The sequence below is a fragment of the Nakamurella sp. UYEF19 genome, assembly GCF_040546275.1.
GTDB lineage: Bacteria > Actinomycetota > Actinomycetes > Mycobacteriales > Nakamurellaceae > Nakamurella.
Genome location: NZ_JBEPNO010000001.1, coordinates 467,715 through 492,145 on the forward strand (window position 1 = coordinate 467,715; position 24,431 = coordinate 492,145).

Sequence of the window (24,431 nt, forward strand, 5' to 3'; positions counted from 1 at the left end):
GTGCCGGTCGTCCCGGTGGTGGTCTTCGGGCTCGACGGCGTCGTCTTCGGCGTCGTCTTCGGCGTCGTCTTCGGCGTCGGGGACGGACCGGGCGTCGACACCGGCGCCGAGGTGGGCGGTGTGGGGGAGCGGGAGGCGGACGGCAGGGTCGACGACACCTCGATGGTGGACGCGGGTGTCGAGCTCGGGGCTGCCGGAACGCTGATCACCGACTGGGAGGACGGCGCAGCCGTGGTGGGGACGACGGTCGACCTGACCGTGACGGTGACCTCCGGTCCGGCGGTCGGTGCGCCGGAGCAACCGGCGACCAACGACATGGCCAGCGCTCCGACCAGTACAGCAGGTCTCGTTCTCAAGAGCTCGATCCTCAACGCTTGACCGCGGCGAGCAGACCGTCGCCCAAGGACGTCATCATCGGCACCAGGGTCTCGTCGTCACGCACGATCCGCCCTGCCTCCCGGACGGCGATCGTCTCGGCGTCCCGCTGGGTCGGGTCGGCGACCTTGTCCCCGTGCAGGGCGCCGGCCAGGACGAGAATGCCGCCGGTGCGCAGCAGCCTGATCGCTTCGCCCACGTACTGCGGGTAGCCGGTCCGATCCGCGTCCACGAGCACCAGATCGTAGGCGCCGTCGGTCAACCGGGGCATCACCTCCAGGCCTCTGCCGTTGATCAGCCGGGCGCGGCCCGGCGTCACGCCGAACACGGTGAAGACCTCCTTCGCGGCCCGCTGGTGTTCGGCCTCGATGTCGATCGAGGTCAGCACGCCGTCCTTGGCCATGCCGGCCAGAAGATGCAGACCGCTCACACCGGTCCCGGTTCCGATCTCGACGACGGCGCGAGCCGACAGCACCGCGGCCAGGAAGGTCAGCGCGGCACCGGCCCCCGATCCGATCGGTTCGCAGCCGAGATCGGCTGCACGGCCACGGGCCGTCAGCACTGCGTCGTGCTCAGGCACGAAGAATTCCGCGAAGGACCTGCTGGAGCTCATCTGCTACCTCCGGGATGTTCTGCTGAGGAGGCGAACGTACCGCCCTCGGCAATGGGTTCGAGCCGGACACGCGCGCTTTGACAGATCCGCCCGACCGCGTTCACAGGGGGCTCACACTGCCCGGCGGCAGAATCACGGTTGTATCTTCCGAGCAGTAACCACAAGAGGTGAGTCCACTGACCATCCTGCCCACGCCGAGCGGTCCAGCCGGAACGAGTGCTGCGTCCGATGTCGCGACGTGGACCCCGCCGGCCTGGGAGGACATCGTCAAGGACCACGGCGATCGTGTCTACCGTCTGGCCTACCGCCTGTCCGGTAATTCCCATGACGCCGAGGACATCACCCAGGAGACGTTCATCAGGGTGTTCCGTTCGCTCGACGGCTTCCGTCCCGGTTCTTTCGAGGGTTGGTTGCACCGCATCACCACCAACGTCTTCCTGGACATGGTGCGTCGTCGGCAGCGGATCAGGATGGAGTCGCTGCCCGAGGAGACCGACCGCATCGCCGGTCGGGAACCCTCGCCGGAGCAGGCTTTCCAGGATGCCAACCTCGACCCCGATCTGCAGGCCGCACTGGACGAGTTGCTGCCGGAGTTCCGGGCCGCCGTCGTGCTGTGCGACGTCGAAGGCCTTTCGTACGAGGAGATCGGGGCGACTCTCGGCGTCAAGCTGGGCACGGTCCGGTCCAGGATCCACCGCGGTCGGCAGGCGCTTCGCGCGTCCATCGAACGGCGGCGGGAGGCAAGAGTCGAGGGTGGGACGTACCGGACGCTGCGCAACACCCTGCTGCCCAAGGTGGTGATGCCGTGAGTTCGTTCTTCGATGATCATCTGGCGTTGGACGCGATCGTGGCGTATGCGGACGGCGAGATGAGCCTGACGGCGTACCAGCGGGCGGCCGCCCATGTCATGCGGTGCGGTGCCTGCGCGGCGGACGTGGCCGAGCAGACGGCCGCGTCCCAGTACCTGCGCCAGGCCCGGATGCCGACCATGCCGGGTTCGCTCTTCGAGTCCCTCCGTTCGATCCCGGTCGCAGTCCCCGCGGCGCGCCCGGTACCCGGTGTCGTGCTGGACACCGTCTCCGGTCGGGCCAGGCGGTCGCCGGAAGATTCCGGACAACATCGTGGACGCCGATTCCGGATGGGAGCTGGAGCGCTCGTGGCAGGTATCGCGGTCGGCGCAGTCGTGGCAGCGTCCGGTGCCGACCAGTCCTCGTTGAACCCGTCGGCGCCCATCGGCCAGGACACGGCCGCCGTCTCCCGTCCGAGTCCGACCTCGGCGCCGCACTCGACGGTGATCAATGTGGTGGCCCGGAGCAGTCGAGCCACACGGTGATCCGCCGTGTCGTAGCCTGGCGATGATGACTCCTCCACCCGCACCCCGGCTGGCGCCGCGTCCCGTCTGGCGTCCTGCCGTCGACCCGGCGCAGACCGCCGCATTCGGGCGTCCCGACGGAGTTCCCTCCTCGTTCGGTCCACGCACCGCACCGGCCGATTCCGCTGGTGGTCGCCACACCGCTCTGACTACCGGCGAGGTCGTGCCGGAAATGCTCGCCGACGCCTTCGGCAGACCCCCGGGCGACGGATCGAGCCTCGGTCGCCCGCCGGCCGGTCCACCGGCTGTCGAAGAACCCGAACCATCGGACCCGTGGCGTGATCCCTCCGCTCCGGTACGCCTCGGGGAGCCGGCGCTGGCCGAGTCGGTGGTCGAGGCGCCGGAAGAGATTCCGATCGAACGATTCACGTTGCGGCAGGCGCTGTTCGAGCGCCGGATCCGTCCGGCCGGACTCATCGTGCTGGTCGTCCTGGCTGTCGTGCTCGGCGGCGGGGGCGCCGCGATCGGCGTGTGGGCCGGCGGCCGTCTGCCTGCGGTCTCCACCGATCCCGAGTTCAACGTGGCCTCGGTCGCGCCGGCGATCCAGCGACCAGCCGGTTCGGTCGCCGCCATCGCCCGGCAGGTCATCCCGTCCGTGGTGTCCGTCGAGGTGCGGACCGGCGACACCGGCGACACCGGGTCCGGGGTGGTGATCGACGGGCGCGGGTACGTGCTGACCAACAACCACGTGGTCTCCCTGGCGGCCATCGACTCCACGGCCCAGCTCACCCTGGTCTTCTCCGACGGCAAACGGGTACCGGCCACGATCGTCGGCCGGGACCCGGAATCCGATCTGGCCGTGGTCAAGGCGACCGTGACCGGCGCGACGGTGGCCCAGCTGGGTGATTCGGCCAGCGTGCAGGTCGGTGACGAGGTGATCGCCGTCGGGTCACCACTAGGACTCGCCGGAACGGTCACGACGGGCATCGTGTCGGCGAAGGACCGTCCGGTCCGTCTCTCCGGCGGTGACTCGGACACGAACGCCGTCATCGACGCGCTGCAGACCGATGCCGCGATCAATCCCGGCAACTCAGGTGGCCCGCTGGTGAACGCTGGGGGCGCCGTTGTCGGCATCAACTCGGCCATCAGGACGCTGGGTGGCGACACCAGTGGTTCCATCGGACTCGGGTTCGCCATCCCGATCGACTACGCCAAGACCATTGCGCAGGAACTGATCCGGAACGGCAAGGTGATCCACTCGACGATGGGCGTCAACGCGAAGTCCGCCACCGACGGCACCACCGACGGCGCCCAGGTGCAGAACGTCAAGGACGGCGGCCCGGCGGCGAAGGCCGGCATCCGCGAGGGGGATGTGATCACCAAGGTCGGCGACCGCTCCGTCGGGAACGCTGACGAACTGGTCGTGGCAGTGCAGTCGCACGATGTCGGTGAGTCGGTAGCGGTGAGCCTCACCAGGTCCGGGAAAACCCTACGGGTGACTGTGGTGCTCACGGCCGAGTGACCAGTCGGCAGGCATGTCGCCTCCGAATCAGGACCAGCAGCTGCCGCCGGTAAGCTGAGGCAGCGCTCGCCAGACGCTTTCGGCGAAACACCGAGGATTCACCAGACCAGGGACGGAGGCCGCTGCTGTGTTCGGCATGTCGTGGCCCGAGATCATCATCATCCTGGCGGTCGGAATGTTCGTCCTCGGTCCCGAGCGGATCCCGGTAGCGGTGAAATGGGTCGGTTCGACCCTCAAGACCGTCCGGACCATGGCAGCTGGAGCGCAGGAGCAGCTTCGTGGCGAGTTCGGGCCGGAGATCGACGAGCTCCGTCGTCAGGTGGAGGAGCTGCAGGGTCTCAAGGAGATCCAGGATCTCCGCAAGCTGCGGGACCTGAACCCGAGAGCCATGATCCAGAAGAACATCCTCGGCGAGGAGTTCAGCGGCGGCATCGGCGGGTTCCTCGGTCTCAACCAGGCGGCCGAGACCACCGGATCAGGCGTGGCGGAGGAACCGGCAGTCGCGACCCCGTTGATCACCGACCAACCGGTAAGCTTCGACAAGCCGGTCAGCGTCGAGAAGCCCAACCAGGTCGAGACGATCGCCCAGGCGAGCCTGCCCGAGGTCACGGCCCCTGAGGTTCCGGTCACCGAGGCTCGGGGTGTCGATGTCCAGGCCCCCGGAGTCCCGGTGCCGACCCATTCGGTGCCTGCGATCCATGTCAACGAGCCGGTGTCCGCGCCCCGTCACGCGGCGCCGACCAGCTTCGACGCCGACGCGACCTGACGGGGTCCTCGCAGAGGGCGGCGGTCCTAGCGGCGGGACGGTGCGATGCCGAGCGACACCCCGACGAGTGGCCTGTTCCTTGCCGCCAGATCGTCTGCGACCTTGGTGAGAGCCTTCGCCGCCGGTGAATCCGGATCGGAGATCACCAGCGGCACACCGGCATCGCCGGCCGCCCGCAGGGAGACCTGCAACGGGATCTGTCCGATGAGTGGCACGGTCCCCCCGGTCACGCGGCTCAGCGAGTCCGCGACCACCTGACCGCCGCCCGACCCGAAGAGATCCAGCACGGTGCCGTCGGGCAGGGTCATGGCCGTCATGTTCTCCACCACTCCGGCGATCTTCTGCCGGGTCTGCAGGGCGATCGAGCCGGCCCGCTCGGCCACCTCGGCGGCGGCGAGCTGCGGGGTCGTGACCACCAGGATCTCGGTGGTGGGGATCAGCTGGGCGGTGGAGATCGCGATGTCCCCGGTGCCCGGCGGGAGGTCGAGCAGCAGCACGTCCAGGTCGCCCCAGAAGACGTCGGCGAGGAACTGCTGCAGCGCACGGTGCAGCATCGGCCCGCGCCACACCACAGGGGTGTTGCCGTCGACGAACATGCCGACGCTGATCACCTTCACCCCGTGGGCCTCGGGCGGCAGGATCATCTCGCCGATCCGGGTCGGCCGGCCGGTGACACCGAGCATCCGGGGGATGGAGAAGCCGTAGACATCCGCGTCCAGCACGCCGACGGCCAGGCCCCTGGCGGCCAGCGAGGCGGCCAGGTTCACCGTGACGGTCGACTTGCCGACGCCGCCCTTTCCGGAGGCGATCGCGTACACCCTGGTCCGGGATTCGGCTCTGGCGAACGGGATGTCCTTGGTGGCACCACCCTTGAGGTTGTCCCGGAGGGTACCGCGCTGCTCGTCGGTCATCACCCCGAGGGTGAGCCTGACCTCGGTGACGCCGGGGACGGCCCGGACCGCGGTGGTGACGTCCTCGGTGAGCTTGTCGCGGAGGGGACAGGCCGCGATGGTGAGGAGCACGGTCAGCTCGACGATGCCGTTGGCGCTGACCTCGACCGCGTCGACCATGCCCAGATCCGTGATGGGGCGCCGGATCTCCGGGTCCTTGACGGTCGACAGGGCGGTGCGGACGAGGGCGGTCAGTTCTTCGGCGGTTCCGGGCATACAGATGAGGCTACGGGGCTTGTATCCACATCAGATGCACACCTAGCCGTGCCAGCATGAATGCATGACATCGCCCATTGGAAGCCCGCAGATGCGATTCCGCGGGGCCGCCGGTGCGCCGGCACTTCCCACCCCGCCCACCGGGTTCGCGGTGGCCGCGTACCCGACCTACGCCCAGGCCCAGGGCGCCATCGAGCACCTGGCCAAGAACGACTTCGCCATCCAGGACGTGACCATCGTCGGTACCGACCTGCAACTGGTCGAGCGGGTCACCGGTCGTCTGACGGCCGGCAAGCTGGCCGGCGCCGGCGCTGCGTCCGGTGCCTGGTTCGGCTTGTTCGTCGGGCTACTGATGAGCTTCTACGGGCAGTCCAGTGCGGGCCTGGCGCTGATCCTGGTCTCGGTCGCCATCGGTGCAGTGTTCGGCGCCATCATGGGTTACCTGGGCTACTCGGTGGCGAAGGGCAAGCGGGACTTCACCTCTGCCTCGCAGGTCGTCGCCCGCCGCTACGACGTGCTGTGCCAGCCGCGGACCGCGGAGCAGGCCCGCAACCTGCTGGCCCGGATGGAGCTCGGCTCCAAATCCTGAGCGGTCAGAGCCACCGCTTGCGGCGCAGCGCGTAGTAGAGCACCGAGCACACCAGGATGATCCCGACGATGGCCATCGGATAGCCGAAGGTCCAGTTGAGTTCGGGCATGTGCGTGAAGTTCATCCCGTAGATGCCGGCGATGGCCGTTGGTACCAGGGCGATCGCGGCCCAGGCCGAGATCTTGCGCATGTCCTGGTTCTGCCGGTTGGCCACCTCGGCCAGTGCCGCAGAGACCAGGGTGGTGAGCATCTCGTCGAAGGTGCTGATCCGCTCCGCGACGTGGGAGACGTGATCCTCGACATCCCGGAAGTACTCGCGGACGTCGTCCGGAATCAGTGCGTTCGGAGTGTTCGAGAGCGCACGGAGCGGCGCGACGAGGGGAGTCACCGCTCGCCGCAGTCGGAGGATCTCGCGCTTGAGCCGGTAGATCTGTTCGGTGTCGACGTACTCGTCCGGGTCGAAGACCGCAGACTCCATCTCGTCGATGTCCTCCTCGATCTCCTGCACCACCGTCACGTACTCGTCGACGATCCGGTCGGCTATCGCGTGCATCACGACGGCCGGTCCCAGCGCGAGCTGCTCGGGGTCGGACTCCAGCGAGCTCCGCAGCCCGGCCAGTTCGGAGTGCTCGCCGTGTCGGACGGTGATGATGAAATCCTTGCCGAGGAAGACCATGATCTCCCCGCTGGACACCACCTCGCCGCCCTGCTTGCGGGCCGTCAGATGGTCCTGGAACTTCACCGTCTTCAGGACGAAGAACAGGTACTTGCCGTACTTGTCCATCTTCGGCCGCTGGTAGGCGTGGACGGCATCCTCGACGGCGAGTTCGTGCAGCCCGAACGTCTCGGCCACCGCAGCCATCTCCTCGTAGGTCGGCTCGTGGAACCCGACCCAGACGAAGCCCTCGCCGGTCGACCGCACGCGGCCCAGCGCAGTCACGGGGTCCGAGCAGTTCGTGTCCCGCCGCCCGTCGACGTAGGCGCCGCAGTCGACGAGGGCCTGCCCCCTGCTGATCGGTCTGACCACCATCGAATGCTGCTTGCGGCCGATGGTCATGAACCCCGGCAGTGGTGGCAGAACGGGCATGACGAACCTCCTTCGCGTGGCGCAGAACCCGGATCAGGCTACCCGTGCCAGTTGTCCGGCGAGCAGCAGGCAGGATGGGGTGCGATGCTCATCGACCTGCACACCCATTCCGACGCCTCCGACGGGACCGACACCCCCGCCGAGCTGGTCGAAGCCGCTGCTCGGGCCGGGGTGGATGTCCTCGCCATCACCGACCACGACACGACCGGCGGGTGGGAGGCTGCCGCTGCCGCACTGCCGTCGGGGTTGACCCTGATCCGCGGCTCGGAGTTCTCCACCCAGGTGATGGGCGAGGGATGGGCACACAGCGTCCACCTGCTGGGCTACCTGTTCGACCCGACGGACACAGCGATCGTCGACGAGCAGGCGCGACTGAAGGCCGAGCGCCGGCGTCGCGGCCTGGCCATCGTCGATCGGATGGCGCAGGACGGGTTGCCGATCACCGGCGAGCAGGTGCTGGCGATCGCCGGTGACGCGCCGGTCGGCCGGCCTCACATCGGCCGGGCGCTGGTCGCGTCCGGCGTGGTGGCCTCCGTCGACGAGGCGTTCGCGACGCACCTGTCAGGCCGCGCCAAGTACTACGTGCAGAAGGTGGACACCGATCTGTTCCGCGCGGTGGGAATGATCCGGGCGGCCGGCGGCGCGAGCATCATCGCGCATCCGCGGGGCCGGGGTGAGCAGCGGGTGCTGACCCCGGAGCTGATCGGCGCGCTGGCCGCGGCCGGCCTGACCGGCCTGGAGGTCGACCATCCGGATCACACCCCGGCGCAGCGTGCCGAGCTCCGGGAGATCGCCGCCGAGCACGCGCTGCTCACCACCGGATCCTCTGACTACCACGGCCACAACAAAAAGCTCCGGATCGCCCAGGAGACCACGGATCCCGAGGTGCTGGCGGCCCTGATCGCGGTCACCGGCGGGGTCACGCTGCCGCTCGGGCCGGTGCCGCTCGGGCCGGTGAGCTGAGCTGTTGAGGCTCCCGCCTGCGGTCCGCATTCTGGAGGTACTCGCCGCACTGCTGTCCGCCGGGCTCGTCGTCCTCGGGCTTGCGCTGGCCGTCCTGGTGGTGGCCGCGCCGGCTCTGGTCAGCGGTACCGGAGTCGCAGGGGCGGGCGGGCCGGCGGGGAATCTTCTGGTGACCGACGGTCCGCGGCTCGATCGGGTGCTGGTGCAGTTGATCGTCGGTGTGCTCGGAGAGTTCCTGCACCTCAAGCGATCTCGGTTACCGGAGCGCTCCAGGCCGGCGGTGGCCGTGGTGGTGATCCTGGTGTCGTTCGCAGCGCTCTGGTGGGGTTGGTGGCGCTGAGCAGTTCAGTGCGTCCAGCTCGAGAACAACGGCAGCAGCACGTCGAGCAGGGCCTGCGGTGCCTCAACGGCCGGTGAGTGGGCGCCGCCGGGGATCAACAGCAATTCGGAGCCGAGGGTCTGCGCCATCGCGCATTGTGCCGGTAGCGGCCAGGCGTCGTCCGCCTCGCCGGCCACGACCGCGACCGGCGTGCCGCGGCCTGCCAGGGCGGAGGCGAGTTCGGCGGTACGGTCCGGCTCCGTCAGGAGGGCACCGCCCATGCCGAGCAGTCCCGCCCGGCTCGACTCCAGGAAGCGGCGCCGGTAGAACCGGGCCAGGGGATGGGGATCGTCCGGATCGGCCCCGGCCGCCCTCTGGCCGTTGTCGTACAACGACTGCGGTCCTTGTTCCCGCAGTACCGGCGCGCCGGCCGTGAGGGCGTCGAACCGATTGCCGGAGACGAACGCGGCCGGCCCGGAGCAGAGCAGTACCAGCCCGCTGACGTCCGCCCCGGCCAGGACCGCCTCGCGGGAGACCAGACCCCCGAAGGAATGGCCCAGCAGCAGGACCGGGTGATCGAGCGCGAACCCCGCCACCACCGAGGCGATGACCAGACCGAGAGCCCTTGGGGTGTAGGCTGTCTCGTCATCGGGGCCGGGTGACTCGAACTGGCCGGGCTGGTCGATCGCGATGGTGACGAAGCCTTCGGCGACCAAGGGGTCGATGATCGGCGCGAAGTCCTCCTTGGAACCGGTGTAGCCCGGGACCAGCAGGACCACCGCTCGCGGATCGTCCGCCGGGGAGCCGACGAGCGCGGCCAGCGGCCCGATCGAGGACTCGAGCCTGCTGTGGACGGCGTGGGTGGGGGTCAGCTGATCGGCCATGCCGACATCATTCCAGCGATGTCGTCGCAGCCAGCGTCAACCCGGCCAGCGTCAACCCGGCCAGCGTCAGTCCGGCCAGCGTCAGTCCGGCCAGCGTCAACCCAGGGCGACCACGCTGTCGCCGCGGTCCTCGATGATCATCGAGCCGATGGCACTCGCGTCGACGCGGCCGGTGTAGCCCTGGCGGTCAACCGTGATCGTCTTTCCACCGGCAGCTCCGAGAACCGTTGGACCCGAGGTGGAGTCGAAGGTCTCCAGACCCTTGTCGGTGGGCATCAGCAAGGTCGTCCCGATGGCCGCGGGCAGCCCGAGCGCGCCGTCGGCGACCCAGCTCAGGGTCAGGTCCGAGACGGACACCGTGGTGGGCGCTGACGACGATGGGTTGAGCGCGTCGGTGATGTTGCTGCTGCTCGTGGTGGTCGGCGCGGCGGAGGAGAAGGCCGTGGCCGGTGGAGGCACCTGGGCGCTGGTGGTCGAAACGGCCAGCAGATGGTCGCCGACCAGCGACAAGCGGGTGGAGTCGGTCTGCACCGCCGGTGTCACCTTCGCAGGTTTCGACACCGAGTCGGCTGCGATGATGTCCGCCGCCGGGATGTCCACCGGGGTCCGGGAGGCTTCCTTGCCGGTGGCGTCGTAGACCACCACGGCCGGCTTCGGGCCGGATACCAGGACGGCTACGCGGTCGGCGGTCAGACCGACGATGCGGGCGGCTGCAGCTCCGGTGTCGATGTCGGCGCAGCCCTTCTTGTTCGGGTCCGGCACGCAGGTGCGCGGGTAGTGCTGCCAGACGTCCCAGCCGTCCGGATGGTCCACCACCGCACCGGGATCATCGAAGTTGAGGACCACCCGGGCGTTGGCGCCCTCGGACGGGCAGTGCTCGACGGCGGCGAACTGGTTGCTGGTCATCGCCAGGTCGGTGAACGTGCAGCCCAGGCGCGACTGACCGGGCTTGGGCGGGTTTGCCTGGTCCCCGTACTGGATGGTGCGGACCAGGTCGTAGCGCCACACTTCCAGTCGCGTGGCGCCGAGCCAGCCGCCGTACGGCGATCCGAAGACCAGCGAGCCGTTCTCCTGTCCGGGCGACGTCCGGACCTTCCCCCGCGCACCCGTCACCGGGTCGAACGTCATCACCTGCGAGCAGAAGCCGTTCTCGCCGTACACGGTGGCGATGCCGGCGATCGAGGCACTCGAGGTCATGTCCGCGGGTCCCGTGTCGCCGGATCCGATCGCGCAGAGCGTGCGGTTGGACCGGGTGTAGGTCCAGCGGACGACGCCGCTGACCGCGTCGTGGGCACTGATCGTGTGGGTGTCTGCGGTGACCACGACACCGGACTCGGACGACACCACCCCGAGGGCCGGATCCGTTGCGGCGGTCCACTTCTGGGTCAGCGTGGTCGGCACGGCACTGGACGGTGAGGGCACCGAGGCCGCCGCGTACGCTCCCGACGGCGCATTCCCGGGCGAGCTCACGACCAGGTCGGCGTTGCGGATGTCGCTGGACCGGTAGACCAGGATCCCGGCGACGGCCACCACGAGGGCGAGTCCGGCGGCCAGTGAACGGTCGAGCAGACGCCGTCGGCGGAACGTGGAAGTCACGGCGGAAGCCTACGCAATGGCACTGAGAGCAAAGAAGGGAAGGAGGCTCGCCGGTGCTGTCCGGAGCGGTCTTCGTGGGTGAGGGTGGCTGCAGTTCTGGTCACGATGGCGGTTGCACAGGTGACCGAGCCCGAGCCTCACTCGCCGGACGGAGCTGCGCCGGCCGATCCGCTGCCGCCGCGGGTGCGACGCCGTGACCGCTTGCGCGGTGACGAAGATGGTCCGCCGTCCTCGGCCGTGACCGAGACGTCGGACTGGGCGGCCGGCTGCTCCGTCGACGTCGAACGACGGGAGCCGCGCGCGCCGCTGTCCCGGGAACTGCCGTGGCCGGTCCCGCGCGACGGCGCCACGGCCGCCTTGCGACGGTGTCCGCCGGTCTCACCGAGATCCTCGACGGCCTCGGCGCCAAGACCTTCGCGGGTGCGCTGGGACCTCGGCAGGCGCCCGGTGGTGCCCTCAGGGATGTCCAGGTCGGCGAAGAAGTGCGGCGAGTTCGAATAGGTCTCGGCCGGGTCGGCGAAACCCAGGGACAGCGAGTCGTTGATCAACTTCCAGCGGGGGATGTCGTCCCAGTCGATGAAGGACACGGCGACGCCGGTCTTGCCGGCCCGCCCGGTACGGCCGATCCGGTGGACATAGGTCTTGTCCTCTTCCGGACACTGGTAGTTAACGACGTGGGTGACGTCCTCGACGTCGATACCGCGGGCGGCCACGTCGGTGGCGACCAGCACGTCGACCTTGCCGGCCCGGAACGCACGGAGCGCTTGCTCGCGGGCGCCCTGGCCCAGGTCACCGTGCACGGCGGCGGCCGCGAAACCGCGTTCCACCAGTTCGTCGGAAACCTTCTGGGCGGTGCGCTTGGTGCGGGTGAAGACCATCGTCAGGCCGCGACCGCGCGCCTGCAGGAGCTTGGACAGCATCTCGATCTTGTCCAGCGCGTGGGCGCGGTACACGAACTGGGTGGTGGTCAGGTGGGTCTGGCCCTCGCTCGCGACCTCGGCCCGGATGTGCGTCGGCTGCGACATGAAACTGCGGGCCAGGGTGAGGATCGGCCCCGGCATCGTGGCCGAGAAGAGCATCGTCTGCTTGACGTCCGGAACCATGCCGAGCACCTTCTCGATGTCCGGGAGGAACCCCAGGTCGAGCATCTCGTCGGCCTCGTCCAGCACGAGCACCTTGATGCCGCCGAGCTGCAGGTGACCGCCCTTGGCCAGGTCGAGCAGGCGACCGGGGGTACCGATGACGACATCGGCGCCGGCGTGCAGTGCGGCGATCTGGGGCTCGTAGGCCCGGCCGCCGTAGACGGCCGTGACCGAGAGGCCGAGGTACTTCGCGGCACCTTGCAGATCCCGGGTGACCTGGACGCACAGTTCCCGGGTCGGCACCATCACGAGCGCGCGCGGCGCCCGTCCGGTGTTGAGCTTGCCGTTCTCGTCCTGCGACCCGGTGTCCCAGGCGAGGCGCTGCAGGAGCGGCACTCCGAAGCCCAGCGTCTTGCCCATCCCGGTCCGGGCCTGCCCGATCAGGTCGGACCCGACCAGGGCGATCGGCAGCGTCAGCGCCTGGATGGCGAAGGTCCGGTGGATACCGGCTTCGGTCAGAGCCCGCACGATGCGCGGGTCGACCTGGAGATCGGCAAAGGTGGGTGCCTCCGGTGCCACCGGTGCGTCACCGGTCAGCGGGTGGGATACTGCTTCCTCGTCCAGTGGTACGTCAGCCACGTGCTCGAGTTCTATCGATGGGATCAGTTCGGTCATGGGTGGTCGAAGCCTTCCGTGCGGTCCGCGCGCGTTGGCAGTGATCACAGGTTTACGGGCCCGGGGCGACGCGCGCACAATGCGGCAGCGCCGTCATGGTGCTGCCTGTCGGGTCCGATTCTACGTGGTGGGATGCACAGGTCGATCGCCGATCGGCGTAAGGGCAACGGAGGCCGTATGACGGACGCTGCAGCGGGCAATGTCGGTGCCGGTACTTTTCAATCCCCGGCCGGCGGTTTTCGCACATCCAGCACGGTGCCGGCCGGCACCACCGAGTTGCTCGGGGTGCTCGCCTACGGCGAACTGTCGGCCTTCGACCGGATGTCAGCCGACGCCCGGTACGCGCCCACCCTGTCCGGACGAGTCGCGTTGTCCCAGATGGCCTCGGCCGAGATGGGCCACTTCCGGCGCCTGGCAGCGCATCTCGATCGTCTCGGGGTCACGGTGGAGGACGCGATGACGCCGTTCGTCGTGCCGCTGGAGGCGTTCCACGACTCGACCGCCCCGCACTCCTGGCTGGAATCGCTGGTGAAGGCGCACGTGGGTGACGGTTTGGCAGCCGACTTCTACCGTGAGATCGCCGAAATGCTCGACCCGGTGACCCGTGATCTCGTTGTCGAGGTGCTCAGTGATACAGGTCACTCTTCTTTTGCGGTTCGCGAGGTGCGCCGGGCGTGTCAGGAGGACCCCAGGCTGACCGGGGCCCTCGCTCTCTGGGGTCGTCGCCTCCTCGGCGAGGCGATCACCCAGGCCCAGTACGTGGTGGCCGACCACGACGACCTGGCCACCCTGATCGTCACGGGTTCCGGTGACCTGTCCGGGATCGCGGCACTGTTCCGCCGCCTGCAGATGGGCCACACCGAGCGGATGAAGTCACTCGGTCTCGCCTGAGATCAGCTCGATGCTCGGCACGCCCGGCGTGGGGAAGCCGAGGACCTGTCCGTAGAAGGCGAGTTCGGCTTCCAGGGCGGTCTTGCGAGCGGCAGCGGCCCGGAAGCCGTGCCCCTCCTCCGGGAACACGATCAGCGCATGCGCGATCCCGCGCGCGGCGCAGGCCGCCGCGAAACTCTCGGCCTGGTCGGGAGTGACGATCGGGTCCTTGCCGCCCTGCAGCAGCAGCACCGGTCGGGCCAACCGGTCGGCGTGGTGCAGTGGCGAGCGGTCGACCAGCACGTCCGGGCCGGTGCCGGTGAGCTTGTGCAGGTAACGGGACTCAAAATCGTGGGTGCTCTCCATCAGCGCAGCGAGATCGCCGACGCCGTAGGAGGAAACGCCTGCCGAGAACGGATTGCCCTCCGTCGTCAACGCGCCCAGCACAGTCAACCCGCCGGCCGAACCGCCGCTGATGAACGCTGCGCCGGCCGTGCCGTCGGCCAGCAGTCCGGAGGCCACCGTCATGGCGTCGGCGACGTCGAGCTCGGCCCATCGCCCGGTCAATGCCTCCCGGTAGGGCCGGCCGTAGCCGGTGGAGCCGCGGTAGTCCACCGCAGCGACCACAAAACCGCGACTGGTGAAGTAGGCGGTGATGGTCGAGAGCGAACGGCTGTGCGCGGCGGTCGGCCCTCCGTGCACGGTGATCACCATCGGCGCGGTGCCGGCGGCGGCCCGGTGATCCGGGTGCGTCGGCGGATAGACGACCGCATGCACGCCGTCGAAAGTGCGGGTCTGCGGAACCGGTGCGAACCCGTTTGGAAGTGGCTGTTCGACACCGGACCGGATCGACTGCCGGCTCCCGTCGGCCTGGATCAAGACCACCTCCGAGGCCGCGGTATCGCTGCCCACGACCAGGGCGATGCGGCCGGACCCGTCCGTGGTCAGGTCGCCCACGGAGGTCCACTCGGGATCGAGCGGTCGGAGTTCGCCGCTGAAGGTGTCCAGCACCGATGGGCGGCCGCCGGGCCGCAGCAGCAGGCGCCCGCCGGGCACTGCGGCCCAGTTGCGTCGGCCGAGCACCCACAACGGTGGCGCGAAGTCGGTGTCCAGTGCTGTCGGGTAGCGGCGTGCGCCCGTGCGCGGATCGATCAGAATCGGTCGCCACCAACCGCTCTCGTCACTGATCAGCAAAACGGAACCGTCCGGGGCGAAGCCAGGGTCGACCACCGAGATGCCGGCGCCACCGGCGATCTGCTGCACCGCTCCGGCGACCGCTCCCGACCGGTCGAGGGCGGCCAGGTGGGCGATGGTGCTGTCCCACGGCATGTCCGGGTGGTTCCAGCTGATCCAGACCAGTGCATCGCCCGCCGGGGACAGCCGCGGAGAAGCCAGGAAGTCGGTGCGTGGTTGCCCGGCGAGGAGGTCGATGACCGCGTCGGGATCTTCCGCGGCGTTGCCGTCGAGCGGGATGGCCACGATGGTCCGGTCGACGGTCCCGAAAGTGCTGTCGCCACGATGCGTCTCGCGAACGGCCAGCAGGCGTGAGCGGCGGGTGTCCAGGTGCATGTCGGCGTACCGCAGCCCGGCGGGGAGCGTCGGAGCGGGGGTCAGCGGGACCGGCTCGCCGGCCGGAGTCAGCCGGTAGAGCCGCTGATCGGTGAAGTGAGCGAAGACAAGGTCGTGGCCGTTGGCACCGGGGACGACCCGCCCGGGGACGTCCGGCGCGGGAACCGGGAGCCAGGAGGTGCCGCCGTACTCGTGCACCCTGGTGCGGGCGTCCCACGGCGCGGGCAGCAGGTCGACCGTCGCGCCTCCGGCGTCGGTGGTGCAGACAGCGACCCGGCCGCGTTCGGACGGGCGGCCCTCCGACCACCAGAGCCGGTCGCCGGCGAACGCCACCGCCTCCAGCGACCGCCCGGCCGTCACGGCCTGGTCGGCGGAGATCGGGGACGGCCACGAACCGGGGGTCGTTCCATGCTCGGTCGTCCCGGTCACGGCGGTCACTGGTCTGCGTCCAGCGAGATCGGGACCCGCTTGGCCACTGACGACTTGGCCTCCGGCGACAGCCCCTCCACGCCGACGAGCGATGCCAGCAGCTCGGGTTCGGTGGTGAAAGCGCGGAAGGCGGTGGCCACCGTGATGCCGTGGTCCGGTCGGTGCAGCACCTGGATCCGGTCGCCGGCCGCCACCTCGCCGGAAGTGATGACCCGTAGGTAGGTACCTGGCTCGGCGCGCTCGGTGAATCTCTTGATCCAGCCACGCTCGGCCAGGAACCCGGCGAACGTGCGGCAGGGGATCCGCGGGTCGCTGACCTCGAGTACCAGGGTGTCGCCGACCGCCCACTGCTCGCCGACGACGGCGTTGCTGATGTCGATGCCCGTCGTCGTCAGGTTCTCGCCGAACGACCCGCCCGGCAGCGGCCGGCCGATCTCGGCCTGCCAGCTGTCGAGATCCTCCCGGGCGTAGGCGTACACAGCTTGGTCGTCGCCTCCGTGGTGGCGCAGATCGCACACGTCGTCACCGGCCAGTCCGCTGCCGGCCACACCCTTGCGGCCCGGGGCGGTGACCATCACCGGATGGGCGACGGGTCGCTTGTCGATGCCGGTGCCGGCCGGGGCCGAGGTGTAGGGCATGTCCATCGCCCGGCCGAGGTTCACCGAGAGCACCGAACCGATCGGGAGTGAGATTGTTTGATCGTTGTTCATGAGGTGAAGGTTAGCCAGCCGCCCGTCAGCACTTCACGTGCGTTCGCCGATCTGCGGAACCGGGCCGCCGGCGTGGGAGAATCGTCAGGTCATGACGAAACCTCTGCCCTTGATCTTCTCCGCACCCAAGCGCGGCAAGCCGCCCGTGCACCTGGCCGACCTCGATGCGGACGGTCGCAAGAAGGCAGTCTCCGCAGCCGGGCAGCCCGCCTTCCGCGCCGATCAGCTGGCCCGTCACTACTTCGGCGGACTCACCAGAGCCGCCGACGAGATGTCCGATCTACCGGCCAACGGCCGTCAGGAATTCGTCGATGCGCTGCTGCCCGAGCTGCTGACCGAAGTGCGGTCGATCTCCTGCGACGACGGCGACACCCGCAAGACGCTGTGGCGGGCCCACGACGGAACGCTGATCGAATCGGTGCTGATGCGCTACCCCGACCGCATCACGCTCTGCGTGTCGTCGCAGGCCGGGTGCGGCATGGCCTGCCCGTTCTGCGCGACCGGACAGGGCGGGTTGCAGCGCAACCTGTCCACCGGCGAGATCGTCGAGCAGGTCCGGCTGGCCGCCCGCGCCGCCCGCGACGGCGCGATGGGCTCTCCCGGACGGCTGTCCAACGTGGTGTTCATGGGGATGGGGGAGCCCCTGGCGAACTACAACCGGGTGCTCGCCGCGGTGAAGATGATCACCGCGCCCGCTCCGTACGGGCTGGGGATCTCCGCCAGATCGGTCACCGTGTCGACCGTCGGGCTGGTCCCGGCGATCGAGAAGCTCACCGCGGAGAACATGCAGGTGCGTCTCGCAGTCTCGCTGCACACCCCGGACGACGAACTCCGTGACACCCTGGTGCCGGTCAACGACCGGTGGAAGATCGACGAAGTACTCAGAGCCGCCCGTGGCTACGCCGACAGGACCGGCCGTCGGGTCTCCATCGAATACGCTTTGATCCGCGACATCAACGACCAGCCCTGGCGGGCCGACATGCTCGGTGAGCTGCTGCGACAGCACCTCGGGCAGCTCGTCCACGTCAACCTCATCCCGCTCAACCCGACCCCGGGCAGCCAGTGGGACGCCTCGCCCAAGCCGGTGCAGGACGAGTTCGTCCGACGGGTCCGCGCCCAGGGCGTGGCCTGCACGGTCCGGGACACCAGGGGCGAGGAGATCGCCGCGGCCTGCGGTCAGCTCGCCGCCGAGGAACTACCTCAGCTGACGCCACAGTAGTCGATGGCCAGCGCGGCAAGGGCCCGGGCGGTGGTCAACACCTCCGCGATCGGCACCGACTCGCCCGGTCCGTGCGCCAGCGTCACGTCGCCCGGTCCGTAGTGGACGGTCGGCACCCCGCCGATCGTGTTCATCAACCGCAGATCGCTCCCGTACGGCGCGCCCCACCGCTGCTGCCGGTGCGTCGAGACGCCGGCGTGGGCCCTGGCCACCGCGTCCAGGATCGGGCTGGCGTCATCGGTCCGGGACGAGGCGAACTGGCCTCCCCACCACTGGACCCGTACCGGATGGTCGGCCAGCCACGGATCCTCCCGGCAGGTCTGCGCGATCGTGTCCTCGAGGATCACCCTGGCCTCGGCAGTGCTCTCGCCGAGCCGGACGCCGTAGCGGCCCTCCGCCACCAGCAGGTCCGGAACCGAGGACGACCACTCGCCGGCGTGCACCTGGCCGATCTCGATCGGATAGGGGATGTCCCAGCGGGCCATCATCGGATCGGCGTCGACGTTCCGCGCGGCCTCGAGGGCTCGCAGCGCCTGGAACACCGGCCAGAACTTCTCGACTGCGCTGACGCCGGCGCTCCGACGGGAAGCGTGGGAGGCCAGCCCGGGGACGTGGAGGCGAAACGTCAGCGCACCGCCGTTGGCCGGCACCAGGTCGAGCGACGTCGGCTCGGGGATGACGCAGGCGTCGGCCCGCCATCCGCGCTGCAGGGTGGCGTAGGTACCGAGTCCGCCGTCCTCCTCGCCGACCACACAAGCGAGCAGTAGATCGCCCCGCAGCGGAACGCCCACCGCACGCAACGCCTGGACGGCCCAGATCGACGCGACCAGGCCGCCTTTCATGTCGCAGGCCCCCCGTCCGTAGACCCGCTCGGCGTCGGCAGCACCGTCGAACGGGTCGTTCCGCGGCCAGGCCGCCAGGTCGCCCGGAGGCACCACGTCGACGTGGCCGTTGAGCATCAGCGACGGCCCGTCACCGCGTCCGGCGAGCCGGCCGACCAGTCCGTAGGCTTCCGACCGATCTACCTCGGCCCCTGGGAAGTTGTGCGCACCAATGGTTTCGGCCAGCGGGATGGACCAGTGATCGACCTCGGTGCCGATCTGCGTCAGGCGTCGGGCGAGGTCGTCCTGGACGGAGTTCTCCACATCGGTGCCGGAGATGCTGGGCACCTGGATCAGCGCCGACAGATCCGTGACGATCGCGGCAGCATGTTCGTCGAGGTGATCCAGCACCCGGCTACGCCACCGGGCGGGAGTCAGGGCCGCAGCCGCCGCTCACGCTTGCGCTGGCGTGTGCTCCGGACGATCCACGCAGCCATCAGCGCGGCGATGATCACCAGGAAGTAGTCCTCGACGTGCGAGACATGGTTGCCGAAGACGGCCATCAGCAACATCGCCGCGACGCCCACCCAGAGGAAGATCGCCTTGCCGCGCGGTGCGAAATCGCCCCAGTGGCCGTGCCAGCCCCACTCCTCGCTGGGAGCGTCCGGGTTGTAGGACACGATCGCGCCGTGGTGCGCCGGTTCGATGGCGCCGTGCTCGTCTGCGCCGTGGTCAGCACTGTGATCGGCATCGCCTGACGGAATGCGCTCGATGGATGTGCCGGACACGGATCCTCCTTGGCTCTTGCCTACCTATGTCTACTGCCTACCGGGACCAGTTTGGCACGGGTCGTCGGGCCACGCGTGTCGCGGATAGCGGCTGCGTAGTTCGGCCCGCACCTGTGGGTAGCCGTTGGTCCAGAAGGAGGCCAGGTCCGAGGTGATCGCCGCGGGTCGACCGGCCGGCGACAACAGGTGCACGACCACCGGGACACGCCCGTCCGCGATCACCGGCGCCGACGTCCAGCCGAAGGCCTGCTGCACCTTGATCGCGAGCACCACCTGGCCATCCCCGTCGTGATCGATCGCCCCGTAGTCGAGTCGGACCGGCGATCCAGAGGGTGTCGGCACCCGTTCCGGGACGAGTTGGTCCAGCCGGGCCGCCGCCGGCCACGGCAGCAGCCGGCGCAGCGCCGAGGTCATGTCGATGCGGCCCACGTCTGCGGCACGACGCACCTTGCGCAGATCGGGACCGATCCACTGCTCGACGCTCGCCAGCAGGCCGGTGTCGGACACGTCGGGCCAGGGCGGACCGATCACCCGGTGCAGCAGCGCCAGCCGTCGGCGCAGGGTGTCGGCCGCAGCCGGGATGGACAGGATGCCCAGACCCTCGGCGCGGAGGCCCGCGAGGAGGGCTGTGGCCACCTGCTCGGGATCGGGATCGGTCAATGGCTGGTCGGTCAGCACGATGGCACCGAGGGAGTCGGTCCGCCGGAGCGTGAGAGTGCCTTCACTCCAACGGATGTTGTCGTCCGTATGACGCAGGGGTGACGCGACCTGCAGTGCGGTGGCCTGGTCGAGCGGGGCGGCAAGACGGATGCGGGCGTCGGCGCGACCCGACGGTCTGTCGGCCGAGGCGACGGCCAACCAGGTGGAGCCCGTCAGACCGGTCGATCCGGAGAGCTGCGCGCCGGTCCCACCCGTCATCAGGTAGTGGCGACCCGCCGTGTGGCCGGTACTGCGCAGCCGCGCCAGCCGGTCCGGGAAGGCCAGACCCACGACGACACCTGCCGCGAGGTCGTCGTCCAGGGCGGTCCGCCGGCTCGAGGTGGCGAGCTGGGTGGTCAGCCGCCGGACCTCCTCGCGCCACCGGCCCGCAGTCGGCTCACGGCTGTTCCGCACAGCGCGCCACCCGGCCACCAGGTCGTCCCCCGCGGTCGGGATGTCCGAGGAGAGCACAGCGACGATCTCGGCGGCCCGGTCGGAGCCGACCAGCTGTGCGCCGTCGAGCAGGGCCCGCGCCAGCCGCGGCGGGGCTCCGATCCGGGCGAGTTCCCGGCCCCGCAACGTGATCCGGCCGGATTCGTCGACGGCGTCCAACGACGCGAGGGTTGCCAGGGCCGCGTCGAGGGCGGGTGACGGCGGGGCGTCGAGGAGATCGAGTCCGTCGCCCCTCGGGTGACCCCACTCGGCGACGGCCAGGGCGAAGCCGGTCAGGTCGGTGGTGAGGATCTCCGGCGACTGATGAGCCGGAAGGTGTCGATCGTCAGCCTCGGACCAGCACCGATAGGCCCGGCCGGGACCCTGCCGGCCGGCCCGGCCGGCTCGTTGGGTGGCCGACGACCGGGACACCTTGGTGGTGGTGAGGGCTTCGAGCCCGCGGACGTGGTCCATCCGCGGCTCTCGCGACAGCCCGGCGTCCACCACGATCGAGACCCCGGGAACGGTGAGCGAGCTCTCCGCCACGGCTGTCGCCAGCACCACCCGCCGCCGACCTGACGGCTGCAGCACCCGGTCCTGGTCGGCGGCGCTCTGCCGCCCGTAGAGCCGCTGCACATCGGGGCCGCCGCCATCGTCAAGTGGCCCCAGACGCGAAGCCACCGAGGCGATCTCGGCCTCGCCGGGCAGGAACACCAGCACATCCCCCGGGGCCTCGGCCATCGCGCGCCGGGTCACCGCCGCCACCTGATCCAGCAGACGCGGGTCCACTCGCGCATCGGCCAGTAGTGGAGTCGGCACCGCGGCCGGCGCGAAGATCAGCTCGACCGGGTACGTGGAGCTCCCAGCGGTGATGATGGGGGCCGGATCCCCACGGCCGAGAAGCTCGGCAAGACGAGCGGAGTCGGCCGTGGCGGAGGTCGCGACCAGCTGGAGGTCGGGCCGGATGGTGGAGAGAATGTCGAGGCAGAAGGCCAGCGCGAGATCCGTGTCCAGCGCTCGCTCGTGGACCTCGTCGATCACCACCGCATCGACCCCGGCCAGCTCCGGATCCTGCTGCAGCCGCCGAAGCAGCAACCCGGTGGTGACCACCTCGATCCTGGTGGCGCCGGACACCCGCCGGTCGCCCCGCATCGCGTACCCGACGCGTCCGCCCACTTCCTCGCCGACCAGCTCCGCCATCCGGCGCGCGGCGGCACGGGTGGCGATGCGGCGCGGTTCGGCCACGATCACCCGGCCCGGCCACTCGTCGGCCAGTGCCAGTGGGAGCAGCGATGTCTTCCCCGAACCCGGAGGCGCGACCAGCACCGCGGCGCCCCGGCTCCGCAGGGTGCCGATCACCGCCGACAACGACTCCCGGACCGGGAGATCCCCGCCGGGCGCGTCGAACCGCGGCAGTAGCAGAGAATGGCGGGGTGACATCTACCCATGGTCGCCGACGCGTGGTGATTCTCGGATCCACCGGCTCGATCGGCACGCAGGCGCTCGAGGTGATCGCCGCTCACCGTGATGAGTTCGAGGTGGTCGGGCTGGCGGCGGGCGGCGGGAATGCAGAGCTCCTCACCGCCCAGGCCTCGGCGCATCCGGACGCAGTGGTCGCTGTGGCAGCGTTGTCCGCGGAGTTCTCGATGCCCGGCCGCACCGTGCTGCGCGGCCCGTCGGCAGCCACCGACCTGGTCACCGGGGTGGAAGCCGACGTGGTCCTCAACGGCATCACCGGCTCGATCGGGCTCGGCCCGACGATGGCGGCGCTCGCCACCGGACGAACCCTTGCCCTGGCCAACAAGGAGTCTCTGGTGGCCGGCGGCTCGCTGGTGACCTCGGCAGCACGGCCCGGCCAGATCGTGCCGGTGGATTCCGAACATTCCGCGCTCGCCCAGTGCCTGCGCGGCGGGTCGGCGGAGGAGGTGTCGAAGCTGGTCGTCACGGCATCGGGCGGACCCTTCCGCGGCCGGACCGCCGAGCAGCTGGCTGGGATCACCGTTGCGGATGCGTTGGCCCACCCGACCTGGGCGATGGGGCCGGTGGTCACGGTGAATTCAGCCACACTGGTCAACAAGGGTCTCGAGGTCATCGAGGCCCATCTGCTCTTCGGCATTCCCTACGACCGGATCGACGTCGTGGTGCACCCGCAGTCCGTCATCCACTCGATGGTCACCTTCCGCGACGGCTCGACCATCGCCCAGGCGTCCCCGCCGGACATGAAACTGCCGATCGCGCTGGGTCTGACCTGGCCGGACCGGCTCGCGCAGGTCTCGACGCCCTGTGATTTCTCCACTGCGTCGTCGTGGACGTTCGAGCCGGTCGACCGAGTGGTCTTCCCGGCTCTGGACCTGGCCCGGTGGGCCGGGACCACGGGCGGGCTGGTCCCGGCCGTGTTCAACGCCGCGAACGAACAGGCGGTGGCCGCCTTTCTGACCGGAAAACTGCCCTTCACCGGCATTTCTCACATCCTGGAAGGCATCCTTGATGAGGCCGACCACGTCCGGGCCGAACCGGGCAGCATTTCGGACGTCCTGGCTGCGGAGGACTGGGCCAGGGCCAGGGCCGACGAACTGATCCAAGTGAACTCATCGAGAACCGACAGGAGCAGCAACACGTGTTGACCGCGATCGGCGTGATCCTGTTCGTTCTCGGGCTCCTGTTCTCCATCGCCTGGCACGAACTCGGCCACCTCACCTTCGCCAAGATCTTCGGCGTCCGGGTCACCCAGTACATGGTGGGATTCGGCCGGACGTTGTTCTCCCGGCAACGCGGCGAGACCGAGTACGGGCTCAAGGCCATTCCGCTCGGCGGCTACATCCGGATGGTCGGCATGGTGCCGCCTGGAAAAGATGGACGTCAGCGGATCAGTTCCACGGCCATGGGGCCGGCCGGGATGGTCCGGCAGCTGATCGAGGACTCGCGGGCCGGCGACCGTGCCCAGGTCACCGAGCTCGACGACGGGCGTCAGTTCTACCAGCTGCATCCGTTCAAGCGGATCATCGTCATGGTCGCCGGTCCGGTGCAGAACCTGATCCTCGCGGTCGTGCTGTTCATCGTCATCGTGGTGGGCATCGGTCTGCCGACCAGCATCCCCACGGTCGGGACCGTGAGCCGGTGCGTGTTGCCCGCGACGTCGACCTCCCCCGTCTGCACCGCGACGGACCAGCCGACGCCCGCGGCCAGGGCCGGTCTGCTGGCCGGGGACCGCATCGTCAGTTTCGCCGGCACCGAGATCACCAGCTGGGACCAGATGCGGGTTCTGATCAGGGCCTCCGCCGGCCGCGAGGTGTCGCTGACCTACGAACGCGCCGGGGTGCAGACCACCGTCCAGGTGCCCATCGTGCAGAACACCCTGGCCGTCACCGACGACCAGGGCACCCAGATCGGCACCACCCTCGGCGGGTTCCTGGGGATCACCGCGCAGACTGAATACCAGTCGCAGTCGGTGGGGGAGGCCTTCGTCATGACGGGCCAGTTCATCGGCCGGGCCGCCCACGCGGTCGTCACCATCCCGGCGCGTATCCCGGATCTCTGGGACTCCATCTTCAACGGCAAGGCCCGAGACCAGAACTCCCCGGTCGGGATCGTCGGCGCCGGTGTGATCAGCGGCGAGATCCTTTCCTCCGACACCGCGGCGAAGGACAAGATCAGTCTGTTCCTGCAGCTGCTGGCCGGCTTCAACATGAGCCTGTTCCTGCTCAACCTGCTGCCCCTGCTCCCGCTCGACGGCGGCCACATCCTGGGCGCCGTCATCGAGTGGGTCCGACGGGGATGGTCCAAGGTCCGCCGCAGGGCGGACCCGGGTCCGTTCGACGTGGCCAAACTGATGCCGGTGGCCTACGTGGTGGCATTGTTGTTCATAGGGCTTTCCGTGCTCACCTTCGTGGCCGACGTGGTGAACCCCGTCAAACTGTTCGGCTAGCACCCGTCCAGCTACCACCT

General features: G+C 69.5%; 23 protein-coding genes. 12 read left to right on the plus strand and 11 right to left on the minus strand.

The genetic code is table 11. The features are described 5' to 3' along the window. Complete coding sequence (locus tag ABIB25_RS02210) at window positions 1-378, plus strand: hypothetical protein (RefSeq protein ID WP_354526754.1); 378 nt, start codon at window positions 1-3, stop codon at window positions 376-378. On the opposite strand, the gene ABIB25_RS02215 is transcribed toward ABIB25_RS02210, so the two are convergent. Further along, window positions 368-988, minus strand: a complete 621-nt coding sequence (locus ABIB25_RS02215; protein ID WP_354526755.1) for an O-methyltransferase — start codon at window positions 986-988, stop codon at window positions 368-370. The genes ABIB25_RS02210 and ABIB25_RS02215 overlap by 11 nt on opposite strands. Before the next feature lie 176 nt (window positions 989-1,164). Here ABIB25_RS02215 and sigE point away from each other — a divergent pair, with 176 nt between their 5' ends. The 4 genes from sigE (at window position 1,165) to tatB (ending at window position 4,588) form a co-directional block, all read left to right on the plus strand. Continuing rightward, on the plus strand, window positions 1,165-1,797 hold the full coding sequence (gene sigE / locus ABIB25_RS02220) for an RNA polymerase sigma factor SigE (protein ID WP_502919732.1): 633 nt from the start codon (window positions 1,165-1,167) through the stop codon (window positions 1,795-1,797). Then, on the plus strand, window positions 1,794-2,321 hold the full coding sequence (locus ABIB25_RS02225) for a zf-HC2 domain-containing protein (protein WP_354526756.1): 528 nt from the start codon (window positions 1,794-1,796) through the stop codon (window positions 2,319-2,321). The genes sigE and ABIB25_RS02225 overlap by 4 nt, the downstream gene beginning before the upstream one ends. Before the next feature lie 25 nt (window positions 2,322-2,346). Then, window positions 2,347-3,822, plus strand: coding sequence for a S1C family serine protease (locus ABIB25_RS02230; RefSeq protein ID WP_354526757.1), 1,476 nt, complete (start codon window positions 2,347-2,349; stop codon window positions 3,820-3,822). 136 nt (window positions 3,823-3,958) lie between these two features. Continuing rightward, on the plus strand, window positions 3,959-4,588 hold the full coding sequence (gene tatB / locus ABIB25_RS02235; RefSeq protein WP_354526758.1) for a Sec-independent protein translocase protein TatB: 630 nt from the start codon (window positions 3,959-3,961) through the stop codon (window positions 4,586-4,588). 26 nt (window positions 4,589-4,614) lie between these two features. On the opposite strand, the gene ABIB25_RS02240 is transcribed toward tatB, so the two are convergent. Then, complete coding sequence (locus ABIB25_RS02240; protein ID WP_354526759.1) at window positions 4,615-5,754, minus strand: Mrp/NBP35 family ATP-binding protein; 1,140 nt, start codon at window positions 5,752-5,754, stop codon at window positions 4,615-4,617. A 64-nt stretch (window positions 5,755-5,818) separates the two neighbouring features. On the opposite strand from ABIB25_RS02240, the gene ABIB25_RS02245 reads away from it, so the two are divergent. Further along, window positions 5,819-6,343, plus strand: coding sequence for a YflT domain-containing protein (locus tag ABIB25_RS02245; protein WP_354526760.1), 525 nt, complete (start codon window positions 5,819-5,821; stop codon window positions 6,341-6,343). Between the two features lie 4 nt (window positions 6,344-6,347). Here the strand turns inward: ABIB25_RS02245 and corA are convergent, their stop codons facing one another. Then, on the minus strand, window positions 6,348-7,430 hold the full coding sequence (gene corA / locus ABIB25_RS02250; RefSeq protein ID WP_354526761.1) for a magnesium/cobalt transporter CorA: 1,083 nt from the start codon (window positions 7,428-7,430) through the stop codon (window positions 6,348-6,350). A gap of 84 nt (window positions 7,431-7,514) precedes the next feature. On the opposite strand from corA, the gene ABIB25_RS02255 reads away from it, so the two are divergent. Both ABIB25_RS02255 and ABIB25_RS02260 read left to right on the plus strand, forming a co-directional pair. Further along, entirely contained in the window at window positions 7,515-8,393 is an 879-nt protein-coding gene (locus ABIB25_RS02255; protein WP_354526762.1) for a PHP domain-containing protein, read from the plus strand. 4 nt (window positions 8,394-8,397) lie between these two features. Continuing rightward, window positions 8,398-8,733, plus strand: coding sequence for a hypothetical protein (locus ABIB25_RS02260; protein ID WP_354526763.1), 336 nt, complete (start codon window positions 8,398-8,400; stop codon window positions 8,731-8,733). Window positions 8,734-8,738: 5 nt separating this feature from the next. Here the strand turns inward: ABIB25_RS02260 and ABIB25_RS02265 are convergent, their stop codons facing one another. The 3 genes from ABIB25_RS02265 to ABIB25_RS02275 all read right to left on the minus strand — a co-directional run bounded on the left by ABIB25_RS02265 (window position 8,739) and on the right by ABIB25_RS02275 (window position 12,853). Beyond that, window positions 8,739-9,596 carry an alpha/beta fold hydrolase gene (locus ABIB25_RS02265; RefSeq protein ID WP_354526764.1) on the minus strand — a complete coding sequence of 286 codons (858 nt, stop codon included), beginning with the start codon at window positions 9,594-9,596 and terminating at the stop codon, window positions 8,739-8,741. Window positions 9,597-9,692: 96 nt separating this feature from the next. Next, window positions 9,693-11,192 carry an Rv3212 family protein gene (locus tag ABIB25_RS02270; RefSeq protein WP_354526765.1) on the minus strand — a complete coding sequence of 500 codons (1,500 nt, stop codon included), beginning with the start codon at window positions 11,190-11,192 and terminating at the stop codon, window positions 9,693-9,695. 137 nt (window positions 11,193-11,329) lie between these two features. Continuing rightward, window positions 11,330-12,853, minus strand: coding sequence for a DEAD/DEAH box helicase (locus ABIB25_RS02275; protein ID WP_502919733.1), 1,524 nt, complete (start codon window positions 12,851-12,853; stop codon window positions 11,330-11,332). 273 nt (window positions 12,854-13,126) lie between these two features. On the opposite strand from ABIB25_RS02275, the gene ABIB25_RS02280 reads away from it, so the two are divergent. Further along, window positions 13,127-13,840, plus strand: a complete 714-nt coding sequence (locus ABIB25_RS02280) for a ferritin-like fold-containing protein (RefSeq protein WP_354526767.1) — start codon at window positions 13,127-13,129, stop codon at window positions 13,838-13,840. Here the strand turns inward: ABIB25_RS02280 and ABIB25_RS02285 are convergent. After that, window positions 13,823-15,817 carry a prolyl oligopeptidase family serine peptidase gene (locus tag ABIB25_RS02285; protein ID WP_354526768.1) on the minus strand — a complete coding sequence of 665 codons (1,995 nt, stop codon included), beginning with the start codon at window positions 15,815-15,817 and terminating at the stop codon, window positions 13,823-13,825. The two genes, ABIB25_RS02280 and ABIB25_RS02285, sit on opposite strands and share 18 nt — an antisense overlap. Before the next feature lie 5 nt (window positions 15,818-15,822). Continuing rightward, complete coding sequence (locus ABIB25_RS02290) at window positions 15,823-16,527, minus strand: MOSC domain-containing protein (protein ID WP_354526769.1); 705 nt, start codon at window positions 16,525-16,527, stop codon at window positions 15,823-15,825. A gap of 91 nt (window positions 16,528-16,618) precedes the next feature. Here ABIB25_RS02290 and rlmN point away from each other — a divergent pair, with 91 nt between their 5' ends. After that, a complete protein-coding gene (gene rlmN, locus ABIB25_RS02295) occupies window positions 16,619-17,746 on the plus strand; it encodes a dual-specificity RNA methyltransferase RlmN (RefSeq protein ID WP_354526770.1) in 1,128 nt (375 codons plus the stop codon). Here the strand turns inward: rlmN and ABIB25_RS02300 are convergent. From ABIB25_RS02300 to hrpB, 3 genes are read right to left on the minus strand one after another with little or no spacing between them, the layout of a single operon-like run. Continuing rightward, window positions 17,728-18,978 (minus strand): ArgE/DapE family deacylase, encoded by a 1,251-nt coding sequence (locus ABIB25_RS02300; protein ID WP_354526772.1) that lies wholly within the window; start codon window positions 18,976-18,978, stop codon window positions 17,728-17,730. The genes rlmN and ABIB25_RS02300 overlap by 19 nt on opposite strands. A 23-nt stretch (window positions 18,979-19,001) precedes the next feature. Then, entirely contained in the window at window positions 19,002-19,355 is a 354-nt protein-coding gene (locus ABIB25_RS02305; RefSeq protein WP_354526773.1) for a DUF2631 domain-containing protein, read from the minus strand. 30 nt (window positions 19,356-19,385) lie between these two features. Then, complete coding sequence (hrpB, locus tag ABIB25_RS02310; protein ID WP_354526774.1) at window positions 19,386-21,926, minus strand: ATP-dependent helicase HrpB; 2,541 nt, start codon at window positions 21,924-21,926, stop codon at window positions 19,386-19,388. On the opposite strand from hrpB, the gene dxr reads away from it, so the two are divergent. Together dxr and ABIB25_RS02320 are read left to right on the plus strand one after the other, a co-directional pair. Next, window positions 21,920-23,110: a 1-deoxy-D-xylulose-5-phosphate reductoisomerase gene (gene dxr / locus ABIB25_RS02315; protein WP_354526775.1), complete on the plus strand. Its 1,191-nt coding sequence runs from the start codon at window positions 21,920-21,922 to the stop codon at window positions 23,108-23,110. The two genes, hrpB and dxr, sit on opposite strands and share 7 nt — an antisense overlap. Further along, window positions 23,104-24,411 (plus strand): M50 family metallopeptidase, encoded by a 1,308-nt coding sequence (locus ABIB25_RS02320; RefSeq protein WP_354526776.1) that lies wholly within the window; start codon window positions 23,104-23,106, stop codon window positions 24,409-24,411. The genes dxr and ABIB25_RS02320 overlap by 7 nt, the downstream gene beginning before the upstream one ends. Window positions 24,412-24,431 lie beyond the last annotated feature (20 nt).

Coding starts and splice junctions, on each gene's coding strand:
- ABIB25_RS02245 (WP_354526760.1), top strand. CDS start 5,819: ATGACATCGCCCATTGGAAGCCCGCAGATGCGATTCCGCGGGGCCGCC.
- ABIB25_RS02280 (WP_354526767.1), top strand. CDS start 13,127: ATGACGGACGCTGCAGCGGGCAATGTCGGTGCCGGTACTTTTCAATCC.
- ABIB25_RS02215 (WP_354526755.1), bottom strand. CDS start 988: ATGAGCTCCAGCAGGTCCTTCGCGGAATTCTTCGTGCCTGAGCACGAC.
- ABIB25_RS02240 (WP_354526759.1), bottom strand. CDS start 5,754: ATGCCCGGAACCGCCGAAGAACTGACCGCCCTCGTCCGCACCGCCCTG.
- ABIB25_RS02230 (WP_354526757.1), top strand. CDS start 2,347: ATGACTCCTCCACCCGCACCCCGGCTGGCGCCGCGTCCCGTCTGGCGT.
- ABIB25_RS02265 (WP_354526764.1), bottom strand. CDS start 9,596: ATGGCCGATCAGCTGACCCCCACCCACGCCGTCCACAGCAGGCTCGAG.
- corA (WP_354526761.1), bottom strand. CDS start 7,430: ATGCCCGTTCTGCCACCACTGCCGGGGTTCATGACCATCGGCCGCAAG.
- tatB (WP_354526758.1), top strand. CDS start 3,959: ATGTCGTGGCCCGAGATCATCATCATCCTGGCGGTCGGAATGTTCGTC.
- ABIB25_RS02255 (WP_354526762.1), top strand. CDS start 7,515: ATGCTCATCGACCTGCACACCCATTCCGACGCCTCCGACGGGACCGAC.
- ABIB25_RS02290 (WP_354526769.1), bottom strand. CDS start 16,527: ATGAACAACGATCAAACAATCTCACTCCCGATCGGTTCGGTGCTCTCG.
- rlmN (WP_354526770.1), top strand. CDS start 16,619: ATGACGAAACCTCTGCCCTTGATCTTCTCCGCACCCAAGCGCGGCAAG.
- hrpB (WP_354526774.1), bottom strand. CDS start 21,926: ATGTCACCCCGCCATTCTCTGCTACTGCCGCGGTTCGACGCGCCCGGC.